We start from the raw sequence: 24218 nt of genomic DNA on the forward strand, positions 1-24218 counted from the left end.
CCCCCTTAAAAACAAAAAAACAGCAGGAAAATCCCTGCTGCTTACTTTGTTTCGCGGTGTAATGTTGATTTTTTGTCACGTGGGCAATACTTTTTGAATTCAACGCGATCTGGATTGTTACGCTTGTTTTTTGTAGAAATATAGTTACGCTCGCCGCATTCAGTGCAAGCTAAAGTAATATTAACGCGCATTTATTTTTCCCTCCAAACTATATATCATTTCTGTTCAGACTTATCTATAATACCACTTATGATGCCGGAATGCCAGGCGTTTTTTTTAGTTTGTCACGGTTTGTTAAAAAGACGTGTGATACACATGTTGCAAAAACACATTTTTGATATATCCAGGATCATGCAAATCCAATATATAAGCCTCTGCCGTTTGCCCGACCTTGAGCAGCTGCTCCTTATCGCGGACAATTTCTGCAAGCGCATATGCAGCTTTATACGGATCATTAAAATCAACCTGAAAACCGGTCACCCGATCGATGACGAAATCGTTCCATCCCCCGTTGTTTCCGACGGCGACGGCAGCGCCGGCTGCCATGCTTTCTTGAGCAGCAATGCCGAACGGCTCATAACAACTTGGAAAAACAGCCATTTCACAAAATGCCAGCCAGCTCTCTCTTTCTTCTTCACAAAGGAAAGGAAGAATTGTCACACTTTCCTTAATGCCCAACTCTCTTGTCTTGGTCTCGATCCCGCTTTGAAGCGGTCCTTCCCCGGCAATGACAAGTTCAAGATCAAGCCGCCGTTTGCGTAGCTGTTGAAAGACGTACAGCAATTCGATAAATCCTTTTTCCGGAACAAACCTTCCGTAGGAAAAAAAGTACGGCGCGCTTTTCATTCGTTTTTTCACCGTGCGGCTTTTTATGCACGGATGTGGAATGACCCTGACTTGCTCGCAAGGAAGCGAAAACGCCTTTTGCATGTCTGACTTCATCATGCTGCTCAGCACGAGGATTTGATCGCTTTTTTCAGCCAGAAGCCGTTCAATGGTTGCCCTGTATGGGTGGACATTCTCGCCTGCTGCCGTTTTCCGGCCGCTTTCAAGGCCGTGTACCGTGGAAATCAGCGGAAGAGCCAGCACCTCGCTGAGATAAACGGCGGCAGGCGCGGTGATATCATCATTTGCATGGATAAAATTAAATTGTCCTTTATACGCCAGCACGGTTTTGATCATCTGAAAATTCATGGCGGCCACCGCCTCTTCAAAAGAAGCGAACGCTTTTAAATCAAGCGGAATCTCAAGCGTTTTCCATCCATGGCTGTTTTGCCCGGCAGCCGTCGTGCAGACGGTAAAGCTGACTTCGTTCCGCAATAGTTCAAGGTGACTTTTCACATAGCGCCCCGCTCCGCTTTTCAATAAAAGAGGATTTTCCAGCGACAGCAGCAATACGTTGATCAACGGAAACGCTCCTTTCCTTCTATTAAAGAATAACTCGTGTACGCGGAAAATTGAGTCGTCCAATCCTGCTGATTGTCGTGATACAGAAAACAGCTGCTGTTTGAATGGATTCCGTTTTCCCCAAGGTAGAAGCAGCCGGAGGTGAGAACGGCCAGCGACATGTTGAGCGAATTGTATATCCGGTATTCCGTTTTGTAGAACGCATTGCCTGCAGCGGGAAAAACCGAGGCTTCCCCTTTAAATGCATCGGTATGGATCGTCCGTACGCTGCGCTCTCCGTTTTTTACGCAAAAGAGAAGAATTTGCTTTTCGACGTCTTTTATACTTTCAAACAGAACCGCTTCAGCCGCTGAAAGCACAGCATCTGAGATTTCCCAGCTCAGCCGAACGGTTTCATGATCCGGCGAAGATATTTTTAAAATATCGTTACAAAACAAAGATTCGCTTCGAATACTATGTTGAAAAGGTTTTTTCGAGATGATCATCCTTTTCACCGTGCGCCCTCCCGTTAAGCCCTGTTATGTATTTATCCTATTGGAAATGGCCCCGCAGGCGCAACGAAAATAAAATTCTTCGACAAAATTTTTATTTTTTGCATTAACTCCTTTTGAAGCAAGCGTTTTTATGGTATAAAAAAGAAGGAGAAAATTAGAATTGAAGGTGATGAACGTGGAAATTGCTATCATTGCGCTGCTCGTTGTCAGCATTGCGCTGATTGCATTCTCATATTTTCAAAGAGAACCGATCAAGGAAGTTGAACAGGAGTTGGAAACCCTTCAGCTGTCCGCCATGCAGGAAATCTATAAATTGAAAAAGAAGATGACCGTGCTTGAGGAAGAGCTCCTCGATTCAAATGTGGTCGTCCGCAGACCAAATGCCGGCATCAGCCAGCATATTGCGAAGCAGATTCTTTCAAAATACCAAAACGGCATGTCTGTAGACGCCATCGCTAAAGCTGAGCACGTATCTGTCGAAGATGTGAAAGCGATCATTAAAGACAATGAGAGGGTGCTTGTATGACCAGACAAAGTGTACAAGCATTTGCCGGTGGAATGATTTTGGCTACCGCTGTTCTTGCAGGCGCATTTTATTTGACGGATAACGGAAAAGCTGAAGCTTCTAAAGACGCTCAAAACATCAGCGAAACCGATGTCAAAACCTATTTAAAGGACAACCAGCAGGTTTCGCTGAAACGCGAAGAATACCAGCAGCTGCTCCATTATAAAGAGACCGCTCTGAAGCAGGATGCTTCGTCTCAAAACAAAAAAGAGAAAGAAGCAGAAAAAAAAGATTCCAAGTATAAGCTTGAAATCAAAAGCGGCATGAGCACGGCTGAGATAGCAGACCTCCTTGCAAAAGGAAAAGTCATTTCATCTGCCGATGACTTCAAAGATTATGTGAAAAAGACCGGAAACGAATCTAAAATCCGCGCAGGTAAGTACGAACTGAAGCGCGGTGACAGCTTGAAAAACATCGTCAAAACACTGTCCAAATAAAAAAGCAGGCTGCCATTCCAGCCTGCTTTTTTATTGCCTCCGCTCCGGTGCAAAAAAGGCTACCGCTTTAAAGCGGCAGCCTTTTTCTCATCCGAACCGGCCTGTAATATAATCTTTTGTCCGATAATCGTCAGGACTTGAAAACATTTTGACCGTATCGTTGCACTCAATCAGCTCGCCCATGAGGAAAAATGCCGTTTGATCGGAAATTCTCGATGCCTGCTGCATATTGTGCGTGACGATTGCAATCGTGTATTTCTCTTTCAGCTTGAGCATCAGCTCTTCAATTTTCAAAGTCGAAACTGGATCAAGAGCTGATGTCGGTTCATCCATCAAGAGAACGTCCGGATTGGTGGCCAGCGCCCTTGCGATGCAGAGACGCTGCTGCTGCCCCCCGGAAAGTCCGAGCGCCTGGGAATGAAGGCGGTCTTTCACTTCATCCCACAGCGCCACATCCACAAGCGCTTTTTCCACCCTCTCATTCAATTCCTTTTTGTTTTTCAGTCCATGGATCCTTGGTCCGTATGCGACATTATCAAAAATCGACTGGGGAAACGGATTTCCTTTTTGAAACACCATACCGACTTTCTTCCGCAGCTCAACAAGATCGACTTTGCTGTTGAGTACGTTCGTTCCGTTGTAGCTGATCTCTCCGGTCATTTTGACATTCGGAACCATATTGATCATGAGATTCAGCGTTTTAATGAAGGTCGACTTTCCGCAGCCTGACGGACCGATGATGGCGGTAATTTCGTACTCGGGTATTGTCAAGTTAATGTTCTTTAATGCGTGATGTTCGCCGTACCATAAATTCAAATCATTGATCTGGTACACATCTTTTGGCTTTACGGCTGTTACAGCGCTCATACCGGCCCCTCCTTATCCAAACCTGCCGTTGATGTAATCCTCTGTCTTTTTTTCTGAAGGATTCATAAAGATCTTTTCCGTACGATCGTATTCGATCAAATCTCCGTTAAGGAAAAATGCCGTTTGATCGGAAATTCTTGAAGCTTGCTGCATGTTATGCGTGACAATGATGATCGAGTATTCCTCTTTTAAACCGACGATTAATTCCTCTATTTTCGCATTTGAAATCGGATCGAGCGCTGAAGCAGGCTCATCCAAAAGCAGTACTTCAGGCTTCATCGCGAGCGTCCGGGCGATGCAGAGGCGCTGCTGCTGCCCGCCTGACAGCGAAAAAGCCGACTCATGCAGCCTGTCTTTCACTTCATCCCACAGCGCGGCTTTCCTCAAGCTTTCTTCCACGATCTCATCAAGCACAGATTTACGCCGTTCACCCGCATACTTTAAAGCATGGGTAATGTTGCTGTAAATCGATTTTGGAAAGGGATTCGGCTTCTGAAATACCATTCCGATTTCCCTTCTCAGATTGACGACATTGATATTGGAATCAAGGATGTTAAGTCCTTCATATCGTATTTCTCCGGATGTTCTGGCTGATGGAATCAGATCGTTCATCCGGTTGATGCTTCTTAAAAAAGTTGATTTTCCGCAGCCTGACGGGCCGATCAAAGCCGTAACGGCATGTTTGTCAACATGCATGGAAATGTCGTTGACGGCCCGCTTTTCTCCATAGTAAATATTTAAATTTTTCACTTCTAAAATATGTTCTTTCGCTTCAGGAAACGGAGCGATTCCGATAGTGTCGCGCACGGTTTCCAAAACCGGCATCTGAACCTGAACCATATGATTTCATCCTTCCTTCTTATTTGTTTGCCGTTAACTTTTTATGAATAAAAGAGCCGAGCCATCGGGCTGCCAAATTAAAGATCAAGACGGACAGTACAAGAACGGCGGATGCCCCGTTTGCGATCGCTTCAGCATCAGGGATGATCCCCTGTGTGTTTACATTCCAAATGTGAACGGCCAGCGTTTCAGCCGGTCTGAAAATATTGAGCGGCGAGGTCTCAGAAAACGGATTCCAATCGGCGAAATTCAGTCTCGGCGTGGTTAGTCCGGCTGTAAACAGCAAAGCGGCAGCTTCGCCAAATACGCGGCCCGACGCAAGAATCGCCCCTGTGATGATGGACGGCACCGCACCAGGGATCAAGACCGTTTTAATCGTATGCCACTTGGACACACCTAAAGCAAGGGAAGCTTCTTTTTGTTCCTTAGGTACAGAGCGGATCGCATCCTCTGTCACCCTGACCATGACGGGAAGGTTGAAAATCGTCAAAGCAAGCGCTCCGCCGATAATGCTGTACCCCCATCCGGTCAAATTAACAAACAGCAGCATGCCGAACATCCCCATGACGATCGAAGGAAGGGATGACAAAACTTCAATACAGACACGGATAAAATCGGTCAATTTGTTGGCGGGCGCATATTCAGCCATATAAATTCCTCCGCCGACTCCAAGGGGAACTGTGATCAGCATCGTCAGTGCGAGAATATAAAACGAGTTGAACAGCTGATCGCGGATTCCGCCGCCGCTTGAAAGCGCACTGGAACGCGAAGTTAAAAAGCTGAGGCTGATATGTGAAACACCATTGATGATGATATAAGTGAACAAACCGACAAGAATGGCGGCGATTACCGCAGCAATCAATCCAAAAACACCGGTTGCTAAACGATCTGTTACTTTGCTGTTCATTACAGTTTCCTCCTGGATGACAGATAGCGGATGAGCAGGATGAACAAGAACGACATGATCAGAAGGACAAGGCCCATTGACCAGAGCGTATTGTTTTCCACGCTTCCGTATGTTGTATGGCCCATATTCAACGTTATAATCGTTGTTAATGTCCCCGCAGGGTCTAAAAGGCTCTCAAACAGGTTTCGGGAATTTCCGATGACCATCTGCACGGCCAGCGCTTCGCCGAACGCCCTCGCCATTCCTAAGACGACGGCTGTCAGAAGCGAAGGCAGCGCTGCCGGTATCAGCACTTTTCGGATTGTCTGCCAGCGGGTTGCGCCCAATGCGTATGATCCTTCGCGCAGATTTTTCGGCAGAGACATGAGCGCATCCGTTGAAATAGAAGTGACCGTCGGCAAAATCATGACAGCTAGGACAATCGTTCCCGCCAGAAGGCTGTGGCCCGATCCGCTTGACTTAAACTGTGAAATGAACGGCACTAACACTGTAAGGCCTATGAATCCATAAACGACGGAAGGAATACCAACAAGCAATTCGACAACCGGCTGCAGTACTTTTCTGCCCCATGATGGCGCGATTTCCGTCATGAAAATCGCACCTCCTATTCCAAGCGGTGCAGCAATCAAAGATGCAAGAAGGGTCACTGCAAAAGATCCGAGTATAAACGGAAGGGCTCCGTATTCAGGGTTTTCGTTCGTTGGATTCCAATCTAGACTGGTTAAGAACTCAATTGGACTTACACCATTGGCCAGAAAAGATTGCAACCCCTTATTTCCGAGAAAAATTGTGATCGAAATCGCCGCCGCCATCATGATAAACGCGCACGACGCAACCAAAATCCTCCCGCGGATTTCATCCATTTTGCGATTATGCTTGGAGCTGATCAGCCGCTCTTTTGCGGACAGTTTCTCTATTTTTTGAACCATTTTTTTACACTCCTATAAGAACAAGTCATAAGAGGGAAAGTGTCAGGAGCACACTTTCCCGCCTTCTATTGTCAATTATTTATCAGTTTGCTTTCCATTCGCATCGCGCTTGACTTCCATGTCTGTTACTGGAATGTAGCCCTGCTCCGTCACGATGGATTTTTGAATGTCATCGTTCATCAAATAGTCGAGGAATTCTTTCGCCAAGCCTTCAGGCTCGCCTTTCGTATAAGAATGCTGGTATGCCCAGATCGGGAATTTGCCTTTTTGTACATTTTCGGCTGTCGGCTTAACGCCGTCGATTGAAAGCGGAGTGACAGTGTCATCCTTGATATAAGAAAACGCAAGATATCCGATTGCTCCAGGCGTTTCAGCGATTAACTTTTTCACTGTGTTTGAAGAATCTTCCGTGATTCCTTCAGCCGGAGTTTCTCCGTCAAGTGCATATTTAACAAAAGTCGCGCGGGTTCCTGAAGAATCAGGACGGTTGACAAGCGTAATCTTTTGATCTTTCCCGCCTAGTTCCTTCCAGTTCTTGATTTTACCTGTGAATACCTTTTTGAGATCCTCTAACGAAATGTCATCGATGCCTACTTCAGGATTGACCGCAGCTGCCATTCCGACAACCGCAACTTGATGATCGGTAAGTTCTTTGGCAGGAATGCCTTCTTTTTCTTCGGCAAAGACATCGGAGTTGCCGATTTGGACTGTGCCTTCAGCCACCTGGGAAAGACCTGTGCCAGAACCTCCAGCCTGAACTTGAATATCGGCATCAGGATTTTCATCCATGAATTTTTCAGCCGCTGCTAAAACAAGAGGCTGCATCGCCGAAGAACCCGAAATCGTCAAAGAACCTGAAGCCTTATTCTCTGCTTTATCGCTTTGTTTGCCTTCGTCTGCATTGTTGTTTGTACTGCTGCTTCCGCAAGCTGCTGCGAAGACAACTAAAACGGACATGATGAACATCAGTGTGATTTTTTTAAATGGTTTCACTTCTTAATCCTCCCGCGTAAATGTGTAATTTGTCCTACGGGTATAGCGTAACTTTTCAGTGTTAATCTTGTTTAAATGAATTATTAAGGTTTTGTAAAATAAGCTTGAACTTTGTATAGAATGCGGGTGAAAGGAACGGGCGCACAAAAAAACACCTGCATGGTTCAATGCAGGTGTTTTAATGAAAAAGTCCTATTCTGTAGCTTCTTTTTCGATTTTGTCTTTATTTTTTTCGGCGGTATTTTCTTTCGATTGTTTTGATTTCAGTTCAAAATACTTATCAAGCACTTTCCGGCCGAGTTCGTTTGTAATTGAATATCTTTGGCCATAGTCATTATAAACCCAAGGAACGACGACGGAAATTGCGACTTCAGGATTATCGTAAGGAGCGTAGGCAACAAGCGTTGTATTGTATGTCGGTGTTCCCGTTTTCGATTTGTCCGGTCCGTCATAGAAAGACTGGGCCGTTCCTGTTTTTCCTGCTGGTTTATATGAAGCAGAAGCAAACTGACCCGCTGCCGTACCTTTTGTCATTACGCGCCTGAATCCGTTTTGGACTTCTTTAATATATTGATCGCTCATGTCTAATTTGTTCAATACTTCAGGCTGCACGGACTGTGTAACGGCCCCGATTCCTTTTTTCGAATCAGGCTCCCTGATCTCTTTCACGAGCTGCGGCTTCATGCGGTACCCGCCATTGGCAATCGTTGATACATACTGAGCCAGCTGCAGCGGTGTGTATGTGTCATACTGTCCGATGGAATAGTCAAGCAAGAAACCAGGCAGTCTTTGAGATCCTTTGTAGCCTGTTGCTTCATTTGGCAGATCGATTCCGGTTTTGACGCCGAGGCCGAACTGGCTGAAATAATACCTGAATGTATCAAATGCTTTTGTTTGAAGATCGAGAGGCTGGTGCGCCTTATATTGACCTTTACCAAGGGCGATCGCTGTTTTAAACATGAACACGTTTGAAGATTGTTCAAGCGCTCCCTGGATACCCAGTGTTCCCAAGCCCACTCTCCATGACTTTTTCGGATTCGGCGAGTCACCGATCCAAAGCGGTTCATCAAGAAAAGTCGTATTTAAATTAATGGCTCCCGTCTGCAAACCTGTTAAAACAGTGGCCCCTTTGACAGCCGAGCCCATCGCGTAAGAAGACGTCATCGCGCCGAGGGCATAGTCGTCAACCTTTAATTTGCCGCTTTCGTTTTTAAGCTGCTTGCCGGCAATCGATAACACTTCCCCGTTTCGCGGGTCCATCATGACGACGAATGCGCGGTCGAGAAGCGGAGCGCTATGCTGGGCTTTGGCGGACTTCAGTTCATCCTCGATAATTTTTTCAATCTCTTTTTGCATATCAACATCGATCGTCAAGACTAAATCTTTTCCGCTTTTCCCCTCTGAAATGACTTCCGTATCGACGATGTCCCCTGATTTGTCGGTAATATTTTTCACTTTCTCTTTCTGTCCCTGAAGCACATTTTCATATTCGGCTTCAAGGTAGCTTTTTCCAACCCGGTCATTCCGGTTGTAGCCGAGCGACAAATAATGATCAAGCAGACTTTTCGGAAGCCCTTCATTTGAATCAGATATGCTGCCGATCATCGTTCTGAGCAGACCGTTATAAGGATAATCCCGCTTCCAATCTGACGTCACATCGACTCCAGGGAGCTCGTCCAGGTGTTCGCTGACAACCGCCATTTCTTTTGCGGTTACGTCCTTGTTTTTAATATACTGCGGAGTCAACGCGTATCCAGAATCCATCTGACGCTTGATTGCCAAGACTTTCAAATCTTGATCTGTCAGTTCTTTCAGTTTATCTTCCGTGATCCTGTCAAGCTGCAGCTGGTATAAATCGTCTTCTTTCAGCTTGCCGTCCTTAACTTTTTTCCGATCCTGATCGGTGATGAGCTTCTCGGCTTTTTTCGGCCTCGTTAAAATCCAGTAGTCCTTTTTATCGCGCTCCGTTATTTTATCTGTATCGATTTTGATCATTTCTGCAAGTTTTTTTGCTATTTTAAGCCTGTCCTTTTGAGAGGTCGATGATGTCCTTGTGTATGTAATGGCATTCATCGGTTTATTTTTCACGATCGTGTTTAAGTTCCGATCATATATTTTCCCCCGCGGAACGCTTGTCGAGACATCGACTTCTTCCTGCTTCTGCACTTCGTTCGTATAGTCTTCGCCAAAGACGATCTGCACCATGCCGAGGCGCACGACGACGATGGTGAAAATAATAAAAGCGAGCAGGAACAATATGTTCAATCTAATGGGGAGCGATTTGCGTTTTTCAGTTTTCATTTTTTTGTTCATCATTAGCATCACCTTTTTGAAATAAAGAAAAGACACCTTATGAAAAGGTGCCAAATCTATTGTAAAGTTTTTTTCGGCATTTTTCTACTATTTTCCCTTGCGGCTTACCTTTTTCCTTCTAAATAATTGGGTTCAGCTGTTTGTTTATGCGCATCTTTTCCGACCGTTTCGCGGGCGGGCTCTGTCAGACGGATATCTTTGACGAAATAGTAGATCAGCGTGTGGCCTGCCCCCAGCAAAACGAGGGAAACCGGAATGCCCAGGTCTTCTTTCAGCAGCGACACGAGCAGCAAAAAGACCAAGATCGAGACAATCCGTCCGATGTTTAAAAAAACCTCTCTGACGACAATATATTCGATCCGCGCTTTCCGGGCATACCTTGCTTTACCGATCACATCATATGTGAGCGATGAATACGGTACGAGCAAAATCGGATAGCCGATCGCAATCGCTACAGCATACAGCAGCAGCGTCACATACGTCATATGAAACAAAATCAGAAATAGAGCGCCGAACAGGATGAGACCGCCCATTAAAATCGCCTTTTTGCGCGCTCCTTTTTTAATAAGCCGCGTTGCGAAATAGTATGCAAAAAAAGAAACAGCTGAATTAATCAAGCCGAACTTCCCCAATGCCAACTCGCTCTTTGTCGTAATAAAGACAAAGACATTGATTAAAAAAACGAAAATCCCTTCTCTCAGCCCCTGAAAAAAATGAGCATTTGTAATGCTGCGCCAATTCGGGTCTGAATTTCGTTCCGCCCAGATTTTCTTCAAAATGTAGCGGCCGCGCGATTCACGCCTCTTTAAAAAAAAGCTCGTGATGACAGCCACTGAAAATAAAGCCAAAGACAGGCTGAAAATCACCGTGTACCCCGTGTTGTCAGCAAGCCGTGAAATAACATAGCCGGCGACAATCGGACCGATCATTCCCGCGCCGGAATTTAAAATGCCGAGAAACCCGTTAAAAAAATCTCTCGTGTCTGGCTCAGTGATTTCAAATGTCAGGACATTAAACGCAAGCCAATAAAATCCGTAGCCAATTCCGAGCACACTGCCGAGCAGCACAAGCCGTGATCCCGCATTCTCCCCCGCCAACAGCACAGTTAAATAAAATACAGCCAAAAACGAAACGCCAAACCTGAGTATAAACACCCTGTCGATTTTTTTAGCAAGGCGGCCTGCAAACATAAAGATGATAGGCTGCATCACGACGATCGACAAATTGTAAATGGCCAAATCGACAAACTGTCCGGACTGCTTCCACAGATATACATTCACAAACGTATTGGAAAGGGCAATGCTAAGAGAATAAAGGCCGCCGACTGCAAGCAGCAGCAGGAGGTCCCTGTTTACTTCAACATCGCCTATTATGTTTTTGATTCTGCTCATAACTGACTCCCCTTTACTGATCATCATTAGTCTGTCTCATCAAAAGTCAGTTATGTACTTCAGAGCAAAAGAAACGAAAAACAAACAGACCGGCTTTTTGCCGGTCCTTCAACAGCCGCTCCGCTTCGCGAACAACATAAAAAGGCCCGCTTTCCGCGGGCCTCTCAGCGTGTCGACAAACCCTCGCATTCGTTGTCAGGCCTGCGCGTCGGTACTCACGAATCCAACATTCGCTCCGCTCCGATGCTCGGCCTTCCTAGACTGCAAGGGTTTTCAATCACGCTGAAAAGGGATGATAAAATCCCAAAACAAAAAGTCGTTCTGGGATTTTATCAACAATCTGAAAGGCCCGCTTTTCGCGGGCCTCTTTTCTCAAACTGGATTATTTTGCTTCGCTATAAAGGCGGGCAACTTCATCCCAGTTCACGACGTTCCAGAATGCTTTAATGTAATCTGGACGGCGGTTTTGGTAATTCAGGTAGTATGCGTGCTCCCATACGTCAAGACCTAAGACAGGGGTCTTGCCTTCTGAAAGAGGAGAATCTTGGTTTGGCGTGCTTGTGATTTCAAGCTCTCCGTTATTGACAACAAGCCATGCCCAGCCGGAGCCGAAACGGCCAGCTGCTGCAGCGGCAAAGTCTTCTTTGAATTGATCGAAGCTGCCGAATTTGCTGTTGATCGCTTCTGCCAATTCACCAGTCGGAGCGCCTCCTCCGTTTGGAGAAAGAAGTTTCCAGAACAATGAGTGGTTGGCATGTCCACCGCCATTGTTGCGGACAGCTGTGCGGATGTTTTCCGGTACAGCATCAAGGTTTGCAACAAGCTCTTCAACAGATTTGCTTTCAAGATCCTGTTTGCCTGCCACCGCTTCGTTCAATTTTGTAACATATGTGTTATGGTGCTTCGTATGGTGAATATTCATCGTCTCTTTGTCGATGTGAGGTTCTAACGCATCGTAAGCATAAGGTAATTCTGGAAGTTTGTAAGCCATATCAATTCCTCCTTAATTTGTATGTATTGAAATGCCGCCTTTAGCAAGCCTTTCCTCTTTCAATGTATCAAAAGAAAAGGCTTGTTTCAATGGAAATGCTCACAAAATGATCACAGTTGCATTTCAAGCGCTCACTAAACTTTTTCCTTTTCCCCTTCTTTTTAAACATGGACGGGAAAATTTTAGAGCACAGTATATAAAAAGTAGCCGATCATTATCAGCTGAATCACACTTTTCGCAAAAACGCCTGAAATAAATCCGATCAATGAACCGATCCCGATTCTGGCCGCTGTTTTCAAATCCTTCTGATGGACAATCATCTCACCCGCCAAGGCCCCGACAAACGGCCCCAAAATAATGCCCGCCACAGGTATCACAAAAGGTCCGATCAAAAGGCCGATTGTGCTGCCCCATATCGCCGCCCTGCTGCCGCCGAAGCGCTTAATACCGAGGAGATTTGCAATATAGTCAGCAGCAAACAATACGGCTGTAAAAATGCCTTCAATGATCCAAAACAGGTAGGAGTAATGCCCGAATGTAAATAAAAAACCGTATAGCACAAAGCCGGCTACGATGAAAACGACGCTCGGAATGATGGGATAAACAAGGCCGATGAACGCAATGACGAACATCGCCGCAATGATGATCCAATATAAAACATCCATCCGAATCTCCTCCAATCGATTGTGATGCTTCATATTATACCCATTTTTCCAAAAGGAAACTTCCAGAGTCCCTGTTGATCGATAAGTTTTCTTGTATTCGTCCTTTTGTGACGATACAATAATGCAGATACATTATAGAAATAGGAAGTGAAAAACGAATGAATTTATTTCAGCGATTTTTTAAAAGTACATATTCCCCTCACGCGATTGGCAAAATGCGTTTCCAAGGCATAGGGAAAACGATTTTATACGTATTTTTGCTCAGCATCATTGCCGCTCTCCCGAACCTTTACCATATCAGCAGCGGAGTGGTGAATACAATGAACAGCTTTCAGTCAGCTGTAAAAGAATTCCCCGCTTTCTCCATAAAAGACGGCTCACTGCAAACAGATGCAAAGAAAGCGATTGAATCACAGTCATTCGGATTTGTCATCGTTTTTGATCCGAGCGGCTCTTATAAAACAAAACAGATCGAAGACAAACGGAATTCCGTCGGCATTCTGAAAGATAAGTTCGTCATCGCCATTGACGGCCAAGTTCAGGAAATGCCGTACACCATGCTTCCCGAAGACATGTCCAAGGACGATATCCTTTCTTTAGTTGATCAAAATAAATCGGTGATTGTTCCCGTCTTATGCGTTCTGCTGTTTTTGGCGACGGCAGCCGGAAAATTCATTGATGTCTCGGTTCTTGCCGTCATCGGGCTGGTCATTCGCAATGGACAGAAGAAAATGCTCTCCTATAAGCACCTTTGGGTGATGTCTGCTTATTCGATCACGCTCGCGACCGTGTTTTTTGCAATTATGGACGCGCTGGAGGCGGTGGTTCCAAGTCAGTTCCTCCTGAACTGGTTTGTGAACTTTATCATCCTGTTTCTCGCCATTAAAGAGACGCCGTCTTCTAAAGCAGCAAGGTAAAACGGGCAGGAGCAAATTTATTGTCATGTTGAAAGAGGGACAAGCGTAACATAATAAAAAATGCACGAAATGGGGACAAATCAGATGAAACGTGTGATTGTGCTGTTTTCGATTTTGCTCGCCCTGTTCATTGTTTATTATGACTTGAAATCAGGCACCATCCCTCAAAACGCCTTGCCGGCTTCAACCATGGCAGCAGAAGCTCCGGCTGCAAGCCTGCAATATAAGACCGTTACCGTCAAACCCGGACAGACCGTATTTTCAATTATCGGGAACAGCGCCGTTCCGGCCGACAAAATAGCCGAAGATTTTGAAGCGCTGAATCCGAATGTGAAGGCGAGCCGCATTCAAGCAGGCATCACCTACAAGTTTCCCGTTTATCCTGAATAAGCGTTAATTTCTTGTCAGTTTCATGAACGGGCTGTTACAATAATACTTGTAAACGATTTGGTATAAGAAAAGGAGCAACCGCCTCCGAATTATACTTAAGGAGCGAATTCAAGTGAGTGAAATCACACATCGTACAAAAACGCGTCCCGTTAAAGTGGGACCTTTAACAATAGGCGGCAATAACGAAGTCGTCATTCAAAGCATGACAACAACAAAAACACATGACGTTGAAGCAACCGTCGCCGAAATCAACAGACTCGCGGAAGCGGGATGTCAAATCGTCCGCGTCGCCTGTCCTGATGAACGGGCTGCAGACGCGATTCCTGAGATCAAAAAGCGGATATCCATCCCTCTTGTCGTGGATATTCATTTCAACTATAAATTGGCTTTAAAAGCGATCGAAGGCGGAGCCGATAAAATCCGCATCAATCCGGGAAACATCGGCCGCCGCGAAAAGGTTGAAGCGGTGGTCAATGCAGCGAAGGAAAAGGGCATTCCAATCCGGATCGGCGTCAATGCAGGCTCTCTGGAAAAACGAATCCTTGAGAAATACGGCTATCCGACAGCAGACGGCATGGTCGAAAGTGCACTGCACCACATTAAAATTCTTGAAGATCTCGATTTCCACGATATCATCGTCAGCATGAAGGCGTCTGATGTCAATCTGGCGATTGAAGCGTACGAAAAAGCGGCAAAAGCATTCGATTATCCGCTTCATTTAGGCATCACCGAATCGGGTACGCTGTTTGCCGGTACGGTGAAAAGCGCCGCCGGTCTCGGCGCGATCCTTTCAAAAGGAATCGGCAATACATTGCGGATTTCTTTAAGCGCGGACCCGGTCGAAGAAGTAAAAGTCGCCAGGGAGCTCCTGAAATCTTTCGGGCTCGCTTCCAATGCAGCGACATTGATTTCCTGTCCGACTTGCGGCCGGATCGAAATCGATTTGATCAGCATCGCCAATGAAGTCGAAGATTACATCGCTAAAATCAAGGCGCCGATTAAAGTTGCCGTTCTCGGCTGTGCCGTCAACGGTCCCGGAGAAGCGCGTGAAGCCGATATCGGGATTGCCGGCGCACGCGGCGAAGGCCTCCTGTTCCGCAAAGGCGAAATCGTCCGGAAAGTGCCTGAGGAAACGATGGTCGAGGAATTGAAAAAAGAAATCGACAAGCTCGCCGAAGAGCATTATGCCAAACAAGCGGCCGAAAAAGAAAAATTAAACACAAAATAAAAAAGCTTGACGGATATCCGTCAAGCTTTTTCCGTTAGAAAAACGGGGTGATGAATATGCCAAGCACCAAGGAAACTGCACCGATACCCATTGCCCATGCTCCTAAGCCAGCTGCTCCTTGTCTTCTGGCTATATAACCGACAATGATCCCTGCAATTCCTAACAGCACTGGAAGCATAAACAAGGAAATAATCGAAAGCGCAAGCGCGATATACCCGGTTACGCGTCCGCCGGCAGCATCGGCATCGTTACGCGCGTCACCGTTGTCCCTGTTATCCGTACGATAAGTCGGGGCAACTTCTGCTGCTGTTTCTTCTAAAAAGTCATCATTATCTAAAGTCGCATCGACTAGGTCAGCATCATAACCGGCCCGGTTACGACCGCGAACATTTTGATCTCTTTCCATTCGATATCCCCCCTCTTTAATCCATAAAGGAGCATTTATAGTTTAAGCATTTTAGCCCGATTCATGTTTGCTAAACTTTACTGTAAATGTTAAAAGATTATGATACACTGGAGGAATGGATGATAAGGAGTGTGGACATGTTACATTTAGGAATCGATATTGATGGAACGATCACTGCCCAGGATACTTTTGTTCCCTATTTGAACGAGTCGTTCAGCCTCTCCATTACATTGGAAGATATTAAGGAATATGACTTAACAAAGCTGCTGAATATATCCCAGGAAGATTTTTGGAAATGGATGAACGAAAACGAGCCCCGCATCTATCAGGAAGCATTGCTGGCTCAATATGCCAAACAGACGCTGGATGAGCTGAAAAAGCAGCATAAGCTGATATACATTACGGCAAGAAGACACCATCTGGAGGATATCACCTTTGATTGGTTCGAGAAACGCGACATTCATTATGACCATATAGAACTTGTCGGCGGTCACGATAAACTGGAAGCCGTCTTCAGGCATAAGATCGATGTTTTCTTTGAGGACCACCACGGAAATGCAACCATGATTGCAAAAGAAGCAGGCATTCCGGTTCTGTTGTTTAATACGCCGTATAATCAGCTTCCGATCGATTCAAACATCGTCAGAGTCGACAGCTGGCTTGAAGCCGCCCAATGGCTGAAAAAGAACGAGAAAACGATTAAAGGCGCAAAAAGCATGTAAGATAAAGTCTCTTACATGCTTTTTGCGTTAAAAAGGCATATGGCTTTTTAACGCCATATGCCGCTTTTCTTTACTGCGCTTCTGCGCTTTTTTCTTCGCATCGCGGGCACGTTCCGTAAATTTCAAACTTGTGGCCGCTGATCTGGTAGCCGTCAAGATCGTCTGTCAGCTTTTCCATCGGGCATAGCTCGATTTCCTTCGTTTTGCCGCACATCATGCAAATAAAATGATGGTGGTGATGAGCAGAAGAACATTTAAAGCGAAACAGCTTTTCACCGGAAAGCTCAGTCGTTTCCAAAATGCCGAGTTCTTCAAACAGCGACAAATTCCTGTAGATCGTATCAAAGCTTAACCCCGGATAATCATCGTTTAAAGCGGAAAGGACGTTTTTCGCCGTTAAATATTTATCAGAATCACTAAACAGCTGAAGCATATCCTCCCGTTTGCTTGTATATTTATATCCTTTTTCCTTCAGTAAATCAAGCGCTTCCTGTACGTTCACGGCGAATCCTCCTTTTGATTTTATTATAACTGATGCACAGTATCAGGATAAAGATCGACAGCATCACGATCGTTCCCCCCGGCGCAAGATCCAGATGATAAGCAAGCACCAGGCCGACGATGACGGAAAGTTCACCGAATAGAATCGATAAGAAGATCGCCTGCTTAAACCCCTTGGCAATGCGCATGCTCGCAGCGACAGGGAGCGTCATCAGCGCTGAAACGAGAAGCGTACCGACGATTCTCATTGAGGCGGCAATAACAAGCGCAACGATCAAAATAAATATAAAATGAATCCACTTTGCGGAAATCCCCGAAGCTTTAGCATGCTCTTCATCAAACGACAGAAGAAACAGCTCTTTAAAAAGGGAAAACACCACAATCAAAACGGCCGCGGAAATTCCGACGATCACCAGCATGTCTTCCCGCGAAACAGCGCTGACGCTGCCGAATAGATAGCTGAACAGATCCGTATTAAATCCGTCCGCAAGCGAAATAAAAATAACGGAAATCCCGATTCCCCCCGACATGATAATCGGGATCGCCAGCTCCTGATAATGTTTATAAACCGTTCTCAGCCTCTCGATAATCAAAGATCCGGCAACGGAAAACGCCATTCCGAAATAGATCGGGCTGACGCCGGCGAGCACTGCAAACTGTTTGCCTGCATACAGGCTCGCTGCTATGCCGGCTAAAGAGACGTGGCTGAGCGCATCTGCGATCAGCGACAGGCGCCTGACAACGATGAATACACCGAGCAAGGGCGCGATGAGGCCGATTAATATTCCTGAAATAAAAGCGTTTTGCAAAAACTCATAATGAAAAAAAGGTGTCAGCATTATTCGTGTCCTCCATGATGATGGTGATTGTGGCTGATGGCTTGAACATCATGCCCGTAAAATTGAGACAAGTCTTGATCTGTCATGGACTCAAACTCTTCTGTATTGCCGTGAAAATGAAGATGTTTATTCATGCAGGCAACGTGTGTGACTTTATCGGAAACCGTGCCGACATCATGGGTGACAAGAATGAGTGTAATGCCTTTTTCACGATTCAACTTCTCCAGCAGCTTGTAAAACCCTTCAACTGTTTTTTGATCGACTCCAACCGTCGGCTCGTCAAGAATGAGCAGCTTCGGTTCGCTCACAAGCGCTCTCGCGATGAAAGTTCTTTGCTGCTGTCCCCCCGAAAGCTCGCCGATGTTCCTGTCTTTCAGGGACGTGATGCCGACGGCTTCGATCGCTTCATCCACCTTTTGCTTATCGGCTTTGGCCATGCGTCTGAATAAGCCGAGCTTCGCTGTTAAACCGCTTGCCACCACTTCATATACGGAAGCGGGAAAACCGGTGTTAAAGCTGTTTGCTTTTTGGGATACAAAGCCGATTTTGCTCCAGTCCTTAAATTTTCTGAGAGGGACGCCGAACAAATTAAGTTCGCCTGTCTGCGGCTTAATCAGCCCCAGAATGCATTTCAGCAATGTCGTCTTTCCCGATCCGTTTGGACCGACCAAGCCGAGAAAAGTCCCTTCTTCAATGTTTAAATTGATATCTTCTATCACATTTCGATGATCATAGGAATATGATACATGCTTCATTTCAATAATAGGTTGTTTCAATACGTTCACCTTCAACTTCTCCAGAATCATTACGATTTATCGCACAAAAAGAAAATGGCAGCCGAAAAGCAGCAAGCCATTTTCACGATTGACCAGTTCATCTTTAAATTATACATATAAACTAAAAAAAAGTAAATGAAAGCCTAATGGATGGCATTTTTGAACTTTCCTCCACGCGTTTCGTGCGTGTCCATAATCGTTATAAAAGCATTGTGATCAATATTGAAAACAATCGATTTCAGCTTTGTCACTTCAAGCCTGGTCACAACGGCATAAATCACCTCTGTATCCTCATCGGAATAGCCGCCTTTCCCTTTGAGCTTTGTCGTTCCCCGGCCGAGGCGATGCAGCAGCGCATCGGAAATCTCCTCGTATTGATCTGAAACGATGATGACCGCTTTCGTCTCATCAAGCCCTTGAATAACGGCGTCGATCGTCTTCATCGCAATATAGTACGTCATAACCGAAAACATAGCCTGCTCAAGGCCGAATACAAAGCTTGCCCACGTAAAAATAAAGACATTGACGAACATGACAAATTCGCCGACTGAAAATGGCAGCTTTTTCGTAAGCAAAATGCCGAGTATCTCAGTTCCATCCATAGAACCGCCGTTACGAATAACAAGCCCTACGCCGAATCCGAGCAGAAGACCGCCGAATACGGCTGCCAGAACGGGCTGAGTCGTAACCCCTTCTACATGATGCAACAAGGTTTCAATAATTGATAAGCTGATGATTCCGATCAGGGTTGAAATTAAGAACGTTTTTCCGATGTGCTTGTAGCCTGAAAACATAAACGGAATGTTAAGAACGACGACGAGCAGTGCGAAGTTGATATACGGAGTATCTTTAAAAATGTAGTCCAATATTAGTGAAATGCCGATAATGCCCCCGTCAATGATGTTGTTCGGCACTAAAAATAATTCGATGCTGGCGGCTGCACAGGCAGCCCCGACGAGAATCATGACGATCCGAAACGCCACTTTGACCGCTGATTCTTTTTTATGCTGTTTTATGGTATTTGCCATTCTGTCTCTCCTTTTTCCAAACTGGCCAAACTGTCCCTTATCATCATATCATTTAACAGACTGAAATAAAAAAATGACACATTTTTAATTTTACGCCATACATTAGTTCAGAGGGGAGGAATGGACGTGATTTTATTTCAAAAAATCGTGCTGCAGCGTTTAAATCAGGTCACGGCTGACGAGGTGCTGAAGTACGCTAAACAATACGGAATTCATGTAACAAGAAAACAGGCGCTTGAAGTGGAAAAGCTTGTGAAAGGAAAAAACATCAATATTTTTAATGAGGAAGAACGCAATAAACTGCTCAAGCAGGTGGAAGCGGTCACTTCAAAAGAAGCGGTGCAGCTCTTGAACCAGCTATTTTCTCAATACGTATCATAAAAAAAGGGGAGCTGATACGCCCCCCTTTTTTATTGCTGCTTGATTTTTTCCAGCAGCCCTTCATCAAACTGTTTATTTTTAAGCATTTCAATTTCAAACCGGTATGGCGGCTTTTTGTTCTTTTTATCTTCTCCTACATAAGGCGTTTCAAGGATTTTCGGAATATCTTTCAGCTGATCGTGGTGGACGATGTATTGAAGCGCATCAAAACCGATTTCTCCGAATCCGATGTTTTCGTGCCGGTCCTTTCTCGCGCCTCTGACATTCTTGCTGTCATTAATATGAAGCACTTTTAAACGGTCGATTCCGACGATCTTATCGAATTCGTTTAAGACACCGTCAAAGTCGGATACGACATCGTAACCCGCGTCATGGGTATGGCATGTATCGAAGCAGACGGATAAATGTTCATTGTGTGTAACGCCGTCGATGATCTGTGCCAACTCCTCAAACGTCCGTCCGCATTCTGAACCTTTGCCGGCCATCGTTTCCAAAGCGATCTGCACATTCTGATTCGGGTCGATGACCTCGTTCAATCCTTCGATGATTTTTTGAATGCCCGCTTCTGCGCCTGCACCTACATGAGCTCCCGGGTGAAGAACGATTTGTCTGGCGCCGATCGCCGACGTCCTTTCAATTTCAGAACGCAGGAACTCGACACCGAGCTCAAATGTGGCCGGATTTGTTGTATTGCCGATATTGATAATATACGGGGCATGAACGACGATATCAGAGATGCCGTTCTCCTCCATATGGGCTCTTCCTGCTTCAATATTTAAATCCTCGATTTTTTTCCTGCGCGTGTTTTGCGGCGCTCCCGTATAGATCATAAATGTATTGGCGCCGTAGGAGCTTGCCTCCTGACTGGCCGCAAGCAGCATATGTTTTCCGCTCATTGAGACGTGTGAACCGATTTTCAACAAAACTGTTTCCCCTACTTTCCTTTTCTAAATTGCTTTCTTTTTTGCTGTCTTTTTATTTTATTGATTTCCGTCTGCATTTTCTTCTTATATCCTGGCTTGACTTTTCTCGGTTTTTTCACAAGCCGCTTGGCGACCTCATCCGTTTCATCAGGCGTTCTTTTTCGATTCTGACGGCGCTTGCGGTCATCGATCTTTTTCCACTCGCCTTTTTCAAGCCTCATGTTTTCAAACGCGATTCCCATCTGTTCAAGCTTCACAAGTGCATCTTCGTCAGAGGTATCATAAAACGTCATCGCTGTTCCGGATGTTCCGGCGCGCGCTGTACGGCCGACGCGGTGAACGTAAAAATCAAGATCGTCTGGCAGTTCATAGTTAATGACATGGCTGATGCCTTTAATATCGATTCCCCTTGCAGCCAAATCAGTGGCTATGATATAGGTGAATTCCAGATCGCCGATTTGCTTCATCACTTTTTTTCGTTCCCGCGGCGTAAGCCCTCCGTGAAGAAGTCCGACTTTCATCCCTTTGTCCGTCAGGTATGCGGCGATTTCGTCAGCCGTTGTTTTTGTATTGGCAAAAACAATCGCCAAATACGGATTTAAATGGGTCATAACCTCGAGCAGCAGCTCATTTTTATCCCTGTGTCTGGAAGGTATCAGCACGTGTTCGATTTTTTCGGCCGTGATGTGCTTCGGCTCAACATGCGCATACCTCGGATTGGCCATATACTTTTTCAGGAAAGGCTTTAATTTTTCTGGAATCGTTGCGGAAAATACGAGCATCTGCAAGCCTTCAGGCATATGCGACCCGATAAAATCGACATCTTCCAAAAATCCCATATCAAGCATTAAGTCCGCCTCGTCGATAACGAGCGAACCGGCTTTATGAACATCGAGCGCCTGCTCCCTGATCAGATCTGCAATCCGCCCCGGCGTACCAACCACCAGATGGGGCTGTGTTCTTAATTTGTCAATCGATTTTTGTTTATCGGTACCGCCGATGAAACATTTCGAACGAACCGCTTCATCAGGCCCTAAAAACTTGGTGATTTTCAGGACTTCCTGATGAATCTGGTTGGCGAGCTCCCTTGTCGGAGCCGTAATCACGACTTGAACGAACTCTTTTTCAAAATCGATCCTGCTTAAGAGCGGGAGCAGATAGGCATGCGTTTTTCCCGTACCTGTCTGCGACTGTCCGATCGCGCTCTCCCCTTTCAGCGCCGCAGGAATTAACCGCTTCTGAATATCAGTCGGCTCATAAAATCCCAAGTCGTGAACAGCCTCTATAATAAACGGCTTTAAATCGTACATTTCAAATTTCGTTTGTTTCATTTTCCCAACTCCTTCTTGGAAAGCCTTTATTCCGGCGCTCCAAGCTTTATCCTATATGGCTGAATTGTGCGCTTATGTATCCTTTTTTATGCCGCACTGCTTAAAAAAAGGCTGATATCATGTCCATCATTAAATTATAACTGATCCTGCGGAAAAAAACCATCACCCCCGCCCTATTCGGGCCGGCGGCAAAGGCACTTTGCCACCGTTGGTGCATACCCTATCAAGAGAAGGATTTTGAAAGGAGGTACAAGTATGTTTCAGCAACAGCCGATGAGAAATCAGCCAAGACCGCAGATGCCGCAAAGGCCCGGCAGAGCCTTGATGCCGAGACATCCGGGGATGAGAATGCAGCCCCCTCAAGCGCAGCAGCGCGGCCTGCAGCAAATGTTTCAGCCGATGGGCGCCGCCCAGGAGCAAGCAGGGGCGCGAGGAGGCGGCGGGATTCAGGGTTTGCTCTCGAAAATCCTTCCTGGATCTGCCGCGTCCGGGGGAACAGGAGCAGGCCTCGGCGGAACCGGAAGCGGCCTTGGAGGCATTCAGGGTCTTGCCAATCCGGCTACCATTTCAAACATGCTCGGCAATGTTCAAAAAGCGCTCGGTGTAGCCCAGCAAGTAACGCCGATGATTCAGCAATACGGACCTCTCGTCCGCAATCTCCCCGGCATGGTGAAAATGTTCAGACAGCTGAATTCCGATGATACTGAAGCGGAGGACAGCGAACAACAAAAAGACGAACCGGACAACAAGACCGAAACGAGCGGCGAAAAGAAAGAAGAAATAAAAGTGTCTTCCAAAACACCCGAAAAATCCAAAGCCGAAGAAATCAGAAAAAAACGGAGCCGTTCAGCCACTCCGTCTGCAAAAAGAAAAACCGGAGGATCAAAACCTAAACTGTATGTATAACATTCTTTGATATCTCCTGCGGGATCAGATATAATAGGTCTATAGAGACTGCAAAAATAAGCCGTTTTTTACGGCTTTTTATCATGCCCGGCTCTTACTTCTTTATAGGAGGACTAAGAATGAACGTAATTAAAATATCGCCGCGCGGCTATTGCTACGGTGTCGTCGACGCCATGGTCATCGCAAAAAACGCGGCTCTCGATAAAAGTCTGCCGAGACCTATATATATTTTAGGAATGATCGTTCACAATAAACATGTCACCGACGCATTTGAAAAAGAGGGCATTTATACGCTTGACGGTCCGAACCGGCTTGAGATTTTGAATCAGGTCGACAAAGGAACGGTGATCTTCACCGCTCACGGCGTTTCGCCCGAAGTCCGTAAAATAGCTGAGGATAAAGGTCTTGTCGCGATTGACGCCACCTGCCCTGATGTGACAAAAACACACGATTTAATCCGAAAAATGAAAGCGGAAGGCTATCACGTCATCTACATTGGAAAAAAAGGACACCCGGAGCCTGAAGGAGCGGTCGGTGTCGCCCCGGATATCGTTCATCTTGTCGAAACCGAAGAAGACGTGGAAAGGCTGGACATTGAAGCGGAGAAACTGATTGTCACGAACCAAACGACGATGTCCCAATGGGATGTCCATGATATTATGGAAAAAGTAAAAGAAAAATATCCGGATGTTGAATTCCACCAGGAGATTTGTCTGGCCACCCAGGTGCGTCAGGAAGCGGTGTCCGAACAGGCGAAAAAAGCCGACTTGACAATCGTTGTCGGCGATCCGAAAAGCAATAACTCGAATCGCCTCGCCCAGGTCTCCGAGGAAATCGCAGGCACGAAAGCATACCGGATCGGCGATTTAAGCGAATTAAAGCTGGAATGGCTCGACGGCGTGGAAACCGTCGCTGTAACGGCCGGCGCATCGACCCCGACTCCGATTACAAAAGAAGTCATCCGCTTTTTAGAACAATTCGATCGTGAAGATCCTTCCACATGGAAGATCAGTCACGAAGTACCTCTTCAAAAAATCTTGCCTAAAGTAAAAGCAAAAACCTGAAGCATCC

At 45.8% G+C, this 24218-nt stretch carries 28 protein-coding genes; 9 read left to right on the plus strand and 19 right to left on the minus strand.

From position 1 onward, the window contains the following. Positions 1–41: 41 nt before the first annotated feature. From rpmG to LQ247_RS08275, 3 genes are all read right to left on the minus strand, one after another. Positions 42–191 carry a 50S ribosomal protein L33 gene (rpmG, locus tag LQ247_RS08265; RefSeq protein ID WP_003183500.1) on the minus strand — a complete coding sequence of 50 codons (150 nt, stop codon included), beginning with the start codon at positions 189–191 and terminating at the stop codon, positions 42–44. 103 nt (positions 192–294) lie between these two features. Further along, the gene (locus tag LQ247_RS08270) at positions 295–1407 is read right to left on the minus strand and encodes a glycosyltransferase family 4 protein (protein ID WP_231005874.1); all 1113 of its coding nucleotides are present in this window, start codon (positions 1405–1407) and stop codon (positions 295–297) included. Further along, a complete protein-coding gene (locus LQ247_RS08275; protein WP_231005995.1) occupies positions 1404–1892 on the minus strand; it encodes a hypothetical protein in 489 nt (162 codons plus the stop codon). The genes LQ247_RS08270 and LQ247_RS08275 overlap by 4 nt, the downstream gene beginning before the upstream one ends. Positions 1893–2076: 184 nt before the next feature. Between LQ247_RS08275 and LQ247_RS08280 the strand changes: the two genes are divergently transcribed. Both LQ247_RS08280 and LQ247_RS08285 read left to right on the plus strand, forming a co-directional pair. Further along, the gene (locus tag LQ247_RS08280; RefSeq protein WP_011198121.1) at positions 2077–2427 is read left to right on the plus strand and encodes a hypothetical protein; all 351 of its coding nucleotides are present in this window, start codon (positions 2077–2079) and stop codon (positions 2425–2427) included. After that, positions 2424–2903: an endolytic transglycosylase MltG gene (locus LQ247_RS08285; protein WP_023855204.1), complete on the plus strand. Its 480-nt coding sequence runs from the start codon at positions 2424–2426 to the stop codon at positions 2901–2903. Before LQ247_RS08280 ends, LQ247_RS08285 begins: the two co-directional genes overlap by 4 nt. An 87-nt stretch (positions 2904–2990) precedes the next feature. On the opposite strand, the gene pstB (LQ247_RS08290) is transcribed toward LQ247_RS08285, so the two are convergent. From pstB (LQ247_RS08290) to LQ247_RS08330, 9 genes are all read right to left on the minus strand, one after another. Continuing rightward, a complete protein-coding gene (gene pstB / locus LQ247_RS08290; RefSeq protein ID WP_023855209.1) occupies positions 2991–3770 on the minus strand; it encodes a phosphate ABC transporter ATP-binding protein PstB in 780 nt (259 codons plus the stop codon). A gap of 12 nt (positions 3771–3782) precedes the next feature. Further along, positions 3783–4595 (minus strand): phosphate ABC transporter ATP-binding protein PstB, encoded by an 813-nt coding sequence (gene pstB / locus LQ247_RS08295; RefSeq protein ID WP_043054596.1) that lies wholly within the window; start codon positions 4593–4595, stop codon positions 3783–3785. Between the two features lie 34 nt (positions 4596–4629). Beyond that, positions 4630–5517: a phosphate ABC transporter permease PstA gene (gene pstA / locus LQ247_RS08300; RefSeq protein ID WP_025811149.1), complete on the minus strand. Its 888-nt coding sequence runs from the start codon at positions 5515–5517 to the stop codon at positions 4630–4632. Continuing rightward, a complete protein-coding gene (pstC, locus tag LQ247_RS08305) occupies positions 5517–6446 on the minus strand; it encodes a phosphate ABC transporter permease subunit PstC (protein ID WP_003183532.1) in 930 nt (309 codons plus the stop codon). The genes pstA and pstC overlap by 1 nt, the downstream gene beginning before the upstream one ends. Before the next feature lie 75 nt (positions 6447–6521). Next, a complete protein-coding gene (locus LQ247_RS08310; RefSeq protein WP_023855212.1) occupies positions 6522–7439 on the minus strand; it encodes a phosphate ABC transporter substrate-binding protein in 918 nt (305 codons plus the stop codon). Positions 7440–7631: 192 nt separating this feature from the next. Continuing rightward, the gene (locus LQ247_RS08315) at positions 7632–9755 is read right to left on the minus strand and encodes a peptidoglycan D,D-transpeptidase FtsI family protein (RefSeq protein WP_050820708.1); all 2124 of its coding nucleotides are present in this window, start codon (positions 9753–9755) and stop codon (positions 7632–7634) included. Positions 9756–9856: 101 nt separating this feature from the next. Beyond that, positions 9857–11143: an MFS transporter gene (locus tag LQ247_RS08320; RefSeq protein WP_023855214.1), complete on the minus strand. Its 1287-nt coding sequence runs from the start codon at positions 11141–11143 to the stop codon at positions 9857–9859. Between the two features lie 382 nt (positions 11144–11525). Next, positions 11526–12134 carry a superoxide dismutase SodA gene (gene sodA / locus LQ247_RS08325; RefSeq protein ID WP_023855215.1) on the minus strand — a complete coding sequence of 203 codons (609 nt, stop codon included), beginning with the start codon at positions 12132–12134 and terminating at the stop codon, positions 11526–11528. A 182-nt stretch (positions 12135–12316) separates the two neighbouring features. After that, positions 12317–12799 (minus strand): DUF456 domain-containing protein, encoded by a 483-nt coding sequence (locus tag LQ247_RS08330; protein ID WP_026579296.1) that lies wholly within the window; start codon positions 12797–12799, stop codon positions 12317–12319. A gap of 158 nt (positions 12800–12957) precedes the next feature. Here LQ247_RS08330 and LQ247_RS08335 point away from each other — a divergent pair, with 158 nt between their 5' ends. The 3 genes from LQ247_RS08335 to ispG all read left to right on the plus strand — a co-directional run bounded on the left by LQ247_RS08335 (position 12958) and on the right by ispG (position 15334). Then, positions 12958–13716: a DUF1189 domain-containing protein gene (locus LQ247_RS08335; RefSeq protein WP_048349957.1), complete on the plus strand. Its 759-nt coding sequence runs from the start codon at positions 12958–12960 to the stop codon at positions 13714–13716. 84 nt (positions 13717–13800) lie between these two features. Next, positions 13801–14106 carry a LysM peptidoglycan-binding domain-containing protein gene (locus LQ247_RS08340; protein WP_026579294.1) on the plus strand — a complete coding sequence of 102 codons (306 nt, stop codon included), beginning with the start codon at positions 13801–13803 and terminating at the stop codon, positions 14104–14106. 106 nt (positions 14107–14212) lie between these two features. Then, entirely contained in the window at positions 14213–15334 is a 1122-nt protein-coding gene (ispG, locus tag LQ247_RS08345) for a flavodoxin-dependent (E)-4-hydroxy-3-methylbut-2-enyl-diphosphate synthase (RefSeq protein ID WP_095323521.1), read from the plus strand. 34 nt (positions 15335–15368) lie between these two features. Here the strand turns inward: ispG and LQ247_RS08350 are convergent, their stop codons facing one another. Next, positions 15369–15740 (minus strand): hypothetical protein, encoded by a 372-nt coding sequence (locus tag LQ247_RS08350; RefSeq protein ID WP_023855219.1) that lies wholly within the window; start codon positions 15738–15740, stop codon positions 15369–15371. A gap of 137 nt (positions 15741–15877) precedes the next feature. Between LQ247_RS08350 and LQ247_RS08355 the strand changes: the two genes are divergently transcribed. Continuing rightward, positions 15878–16462, plus strand: coding sequence for a 5' nucleotidase, NT5C type (locus LQ247_RS08355; protein ID WP_026579293.1), 585 nt, complete (start codon positions 15878–15880; stop codon positions 16460–16462). Positions 16463–16532: 70 nt separating this feature from the next. Here the strand turns inward: LQ247_RS08355 and LQ247_RS08360 are convergent, their stop codons facing one another. The 4 genes from LQ247_RS08360 to LQ247_RS08375 form a co-directional block, all read right to left on the minus strand. Beyond that, entirely contained in the window at positions 16533–16964 is a 432-nt protein-coding gene (locus tag LQ247_RS08360) for a Fur family transcriptional regulator (protein ID WP_023855221.1), read from the minus strand. After that, positions 16942–17802, minus strand: a complete 861-nt coding sequence (locus LQ247_RS08365; protein ID WP_023855222.1) for a metal ABC transporter permease — start codon at positions 17800–17802, stop codon at positions 16942–16944. The genes LQ247_RS08360 and LQ247_RS08365 overlap by 23 nt, the downstream gene beginning before the upstream one ends. Further along, positions 17802–18578, minus strand: a complete 777-nt coding sequence (locus LQ247_RS08370; RefSeq protein ID WP_048349955.1) for a metal ABC transporter ATP-binding protein — start codon at positions 18576–18578, stop codon at positions 17802–17804. Before LQ247_RS08370 ends, LQ247_RS08365 begins: the two co-directional genes overlap by 1 nt. Positions 18579–18721: 143 nt before the next feature. Continuing rightward, complete coding sequence (locus LQ247_RS08375; protein ID WP_026579292.1) at positions 18722–19606, minus strand: YitT family protein; 885 nt, start codon at positions 19604–19606, stop codon at positions 18722–18724. Between the two features lie 126 nt (positions 19607–19732). Here LQ247_RS08375 and LQ247_RS08380 point away from each other — a divergent pair, with 126 nt between their 5' ends. After that, positions 19733–19987 carry a DUF2624 domain-containing protein gene (locus LQ247_RS08380; protein WP_023855226.1) on the plus strand — a complete coding sequence of 85 codons (255 nt, stop codon included), beginning with the start codon at positions 19733–19735 and terminating at the stop codon, positions 19985–19987. Positions 19988–20016: 29 nt separating this feature from the next. On the opposite strand, the gene LQ247_RS08385 is transcribed toward LQ247_RS08380, so the two are convergent. Next, the gene (locus LQ247_RS08385; RefSeq protein ID WP_020452220.1) at positions 20017–20910 is read right to left on the minus strand and encodes a deoxyribonuclease IV; all 894 of its coding nucleotides are present in this window, start codon (positions 20908–20910) and stop codon (positions 20017–20019) included. An 11-nt stretch (positions 20911–20921) separates the two neighbouring features. Next, positions 20922–22241 (minus strand): DEAD/DEAH box helicase, encoded by a 1320-nt coding sequence (locus LQ247_RS08390; RefSeq protein ID WP_231005875.1) that lies wholly within the window; start codon positions 22239–22241, stop codon positions 20922–20924. 255 nt (positions 22242–22496) lie between these two features. Between LQ247_RS08390 and LQ247_RS08395 the strand changes: the two genes are divergently transcribed. Together LQ247_RS08395 and LQ247_RS08400 are read left to right on the plus strand one after the other, a co-directional pair. Beyond that, entirely contained in the window at positions 22497–23147 is a 651-nt protein-coding gene (locus tag LQ247_RS08395; RefSeq protein ID WP_231005876.1) for a YqfQ family protein, read from the plus strand. Between the two features lie 119 nt (positions 23148–23266). Further along, a complete protein-coding gene (locus tag LQ247_RS08400) occupies positions 23267–24211 on the plus strand; it encodes a 4-hydroxy-3-methylbut-2-enyl diphosphate reductase (protein WP_023855228.1) in 945 nt (314 codons plus the stop codon). Positions 24212–24218 lie beyond the last annotated feature (7 nt).

The organism is Bacillus sp. BS3(2021), from assembly GCF_021043345.1.
GTDB classification, from domain to species: domain Bacteria; phylum Bacillota; class Bacilli; order Bacillales; family Bacillaceae; genus Bacillus; species Bacillus paralicheniformis.

Excerpts from the sequence above, each read along its gene's own strand:
- rpmG (WP_003183500.1), bottom strand. The coding sequence starts at position 191 with ATGCGCGTTAATATTACTTTAGCTTGCACTGAATGCGGCGAGCGTAAC.
- LQ247_RS08275 (WP_231005995.1), bottom strand. The coding sequence starts at position 1,892 with ATGATCATCTCGAAAAAACCTTTTCAACATAGTATTCGAAGCGAATCT.
- LQ247_RS08285 (WP_023855204.1), top strand. The coding sequence starts at position 2,424 with ATGACCAGACAAAGTGTACAAGCATTTGCCGGTGGAATGATTTTGGCT.
- pstB (WP_023855209.1), bottom strand. The coding sequence starts at position 3,770 with ATGAGCGCTGTAACAGCCGTAAAGCCAAAAGATGTGTACCAGATCAAT.
- pstB (WP_043054596.1), bottom strand. The coding sequence starts at position 4,595 with ATGCCGGTTTTGGAAACCGTGCGCGACACTATCGGAATCGCTCCGTTT.
- pstA (WP_025811149.1), bottom strand. The coding sequence starts at position 5,517 with ATGAACAGCAAAGTAACAGATCGTTTAGCAACCGGTGTTTTTGGATTG.
- pstC (WP_003183532.1), bottom strand. The coding sequence starts at position 6,446 with ATGGTTCAAAAAATAGAGAAACTGTCCGCAAAAGAGCGGCTGATCAGC.
- LQ247_RS08315 (WP_050820708.1), bottom strand. The coding sequence starts at position 9,755 with ATGATGAACAAAAAAATGAAAACTGAAAAACGCAAATCGCTCCCCATT.
- LQ247_RS08320 (WP_023855214.1), bottom strand. The coding sequence starts at position 11,143 with ATGAGCAGAATCAAAAACATAATAGGCGATGTTGAAGTAAACAGGGAC.
- sodA (WP_023855215.1), bottom strand. The coding sequence starts at position 12,134 with ATGGCTTACAAACTTCCAGAATTACCTTATGCTTACGATGCGTTAGAA.
- LQ247_RS08330 (WP_026579296.1), bottom strand. The coding sequence starts at position 12,799 with ATGGATGTTTTATATTGGATCATCATTGCGGCGATGTTCGTCATTGCG.
- LQ247_RS08335 (WP_048349957.1), top strand. The coding sequence starts at position 12,958 with ATGAATTTATTTCAGCGATTTTTTAAAAGTACATATTCCCCTCACGCG.
- LQ247_RS08340 (WP_026579294.1), top strand. The coding sequence starts at position 13,801 with ATGAAACGTGTGATTGTGCTGTTTTCGATTTTGCTCGCCCTGTTCATT.
- LQ247_RS08350 (WP_023855219.1), bottom strand. The coding sequence starts at position 15,740 with ATGGAAAGAGATCAAAATGTTCGCGGTCGTAACCGGGCCGGTTATGAT.
- LQ247_RS08355 (WP_026579293.1), top strand. The coding sequence starts at position 15,878 with ATGTTACATTTAGGAATCGATATTGATGGAACGATCACTGCCCAGGAT.
- LQ247_RS08365 (WP_023855222.1), bottom strand. The coding sequence starts at position 17,802 with ATGCTGACACCTTTTTTTCATTATGAGTTTTTGCAAAACGCTTTTATT.
- LQ247_RS08375 (WP_026579292.1), bottom strand. The coding sequence starts at position 19,606 with ATGGCAAATACCATAAAACAGCATAAAAAAGAATCAGCGGTCAAAGTG.
- LQ247_RS08390 (WP_231005875.1), bottom strand. The coding sequence starts at position 22,241 with ATGAAACAAACGAAATTTGAAATGTACGATTTAAAGCCGTTTATTATA.
- LQ247_RS08395 (WP_231005876.1), top strand. The coding sequence starts at position 22,497 with ATGTTTCAGCAACAGCCGATGAGAAATCAGCCAAGACCGCAGATGCCG.
- LQ247_RS08400 (WP_023855228.1), top strand. The coding sequence starts at position 23,267 with ATGAACGTAATTAAAATATCGCCGCGCGGCTATTGCTACGGTGTCGTC.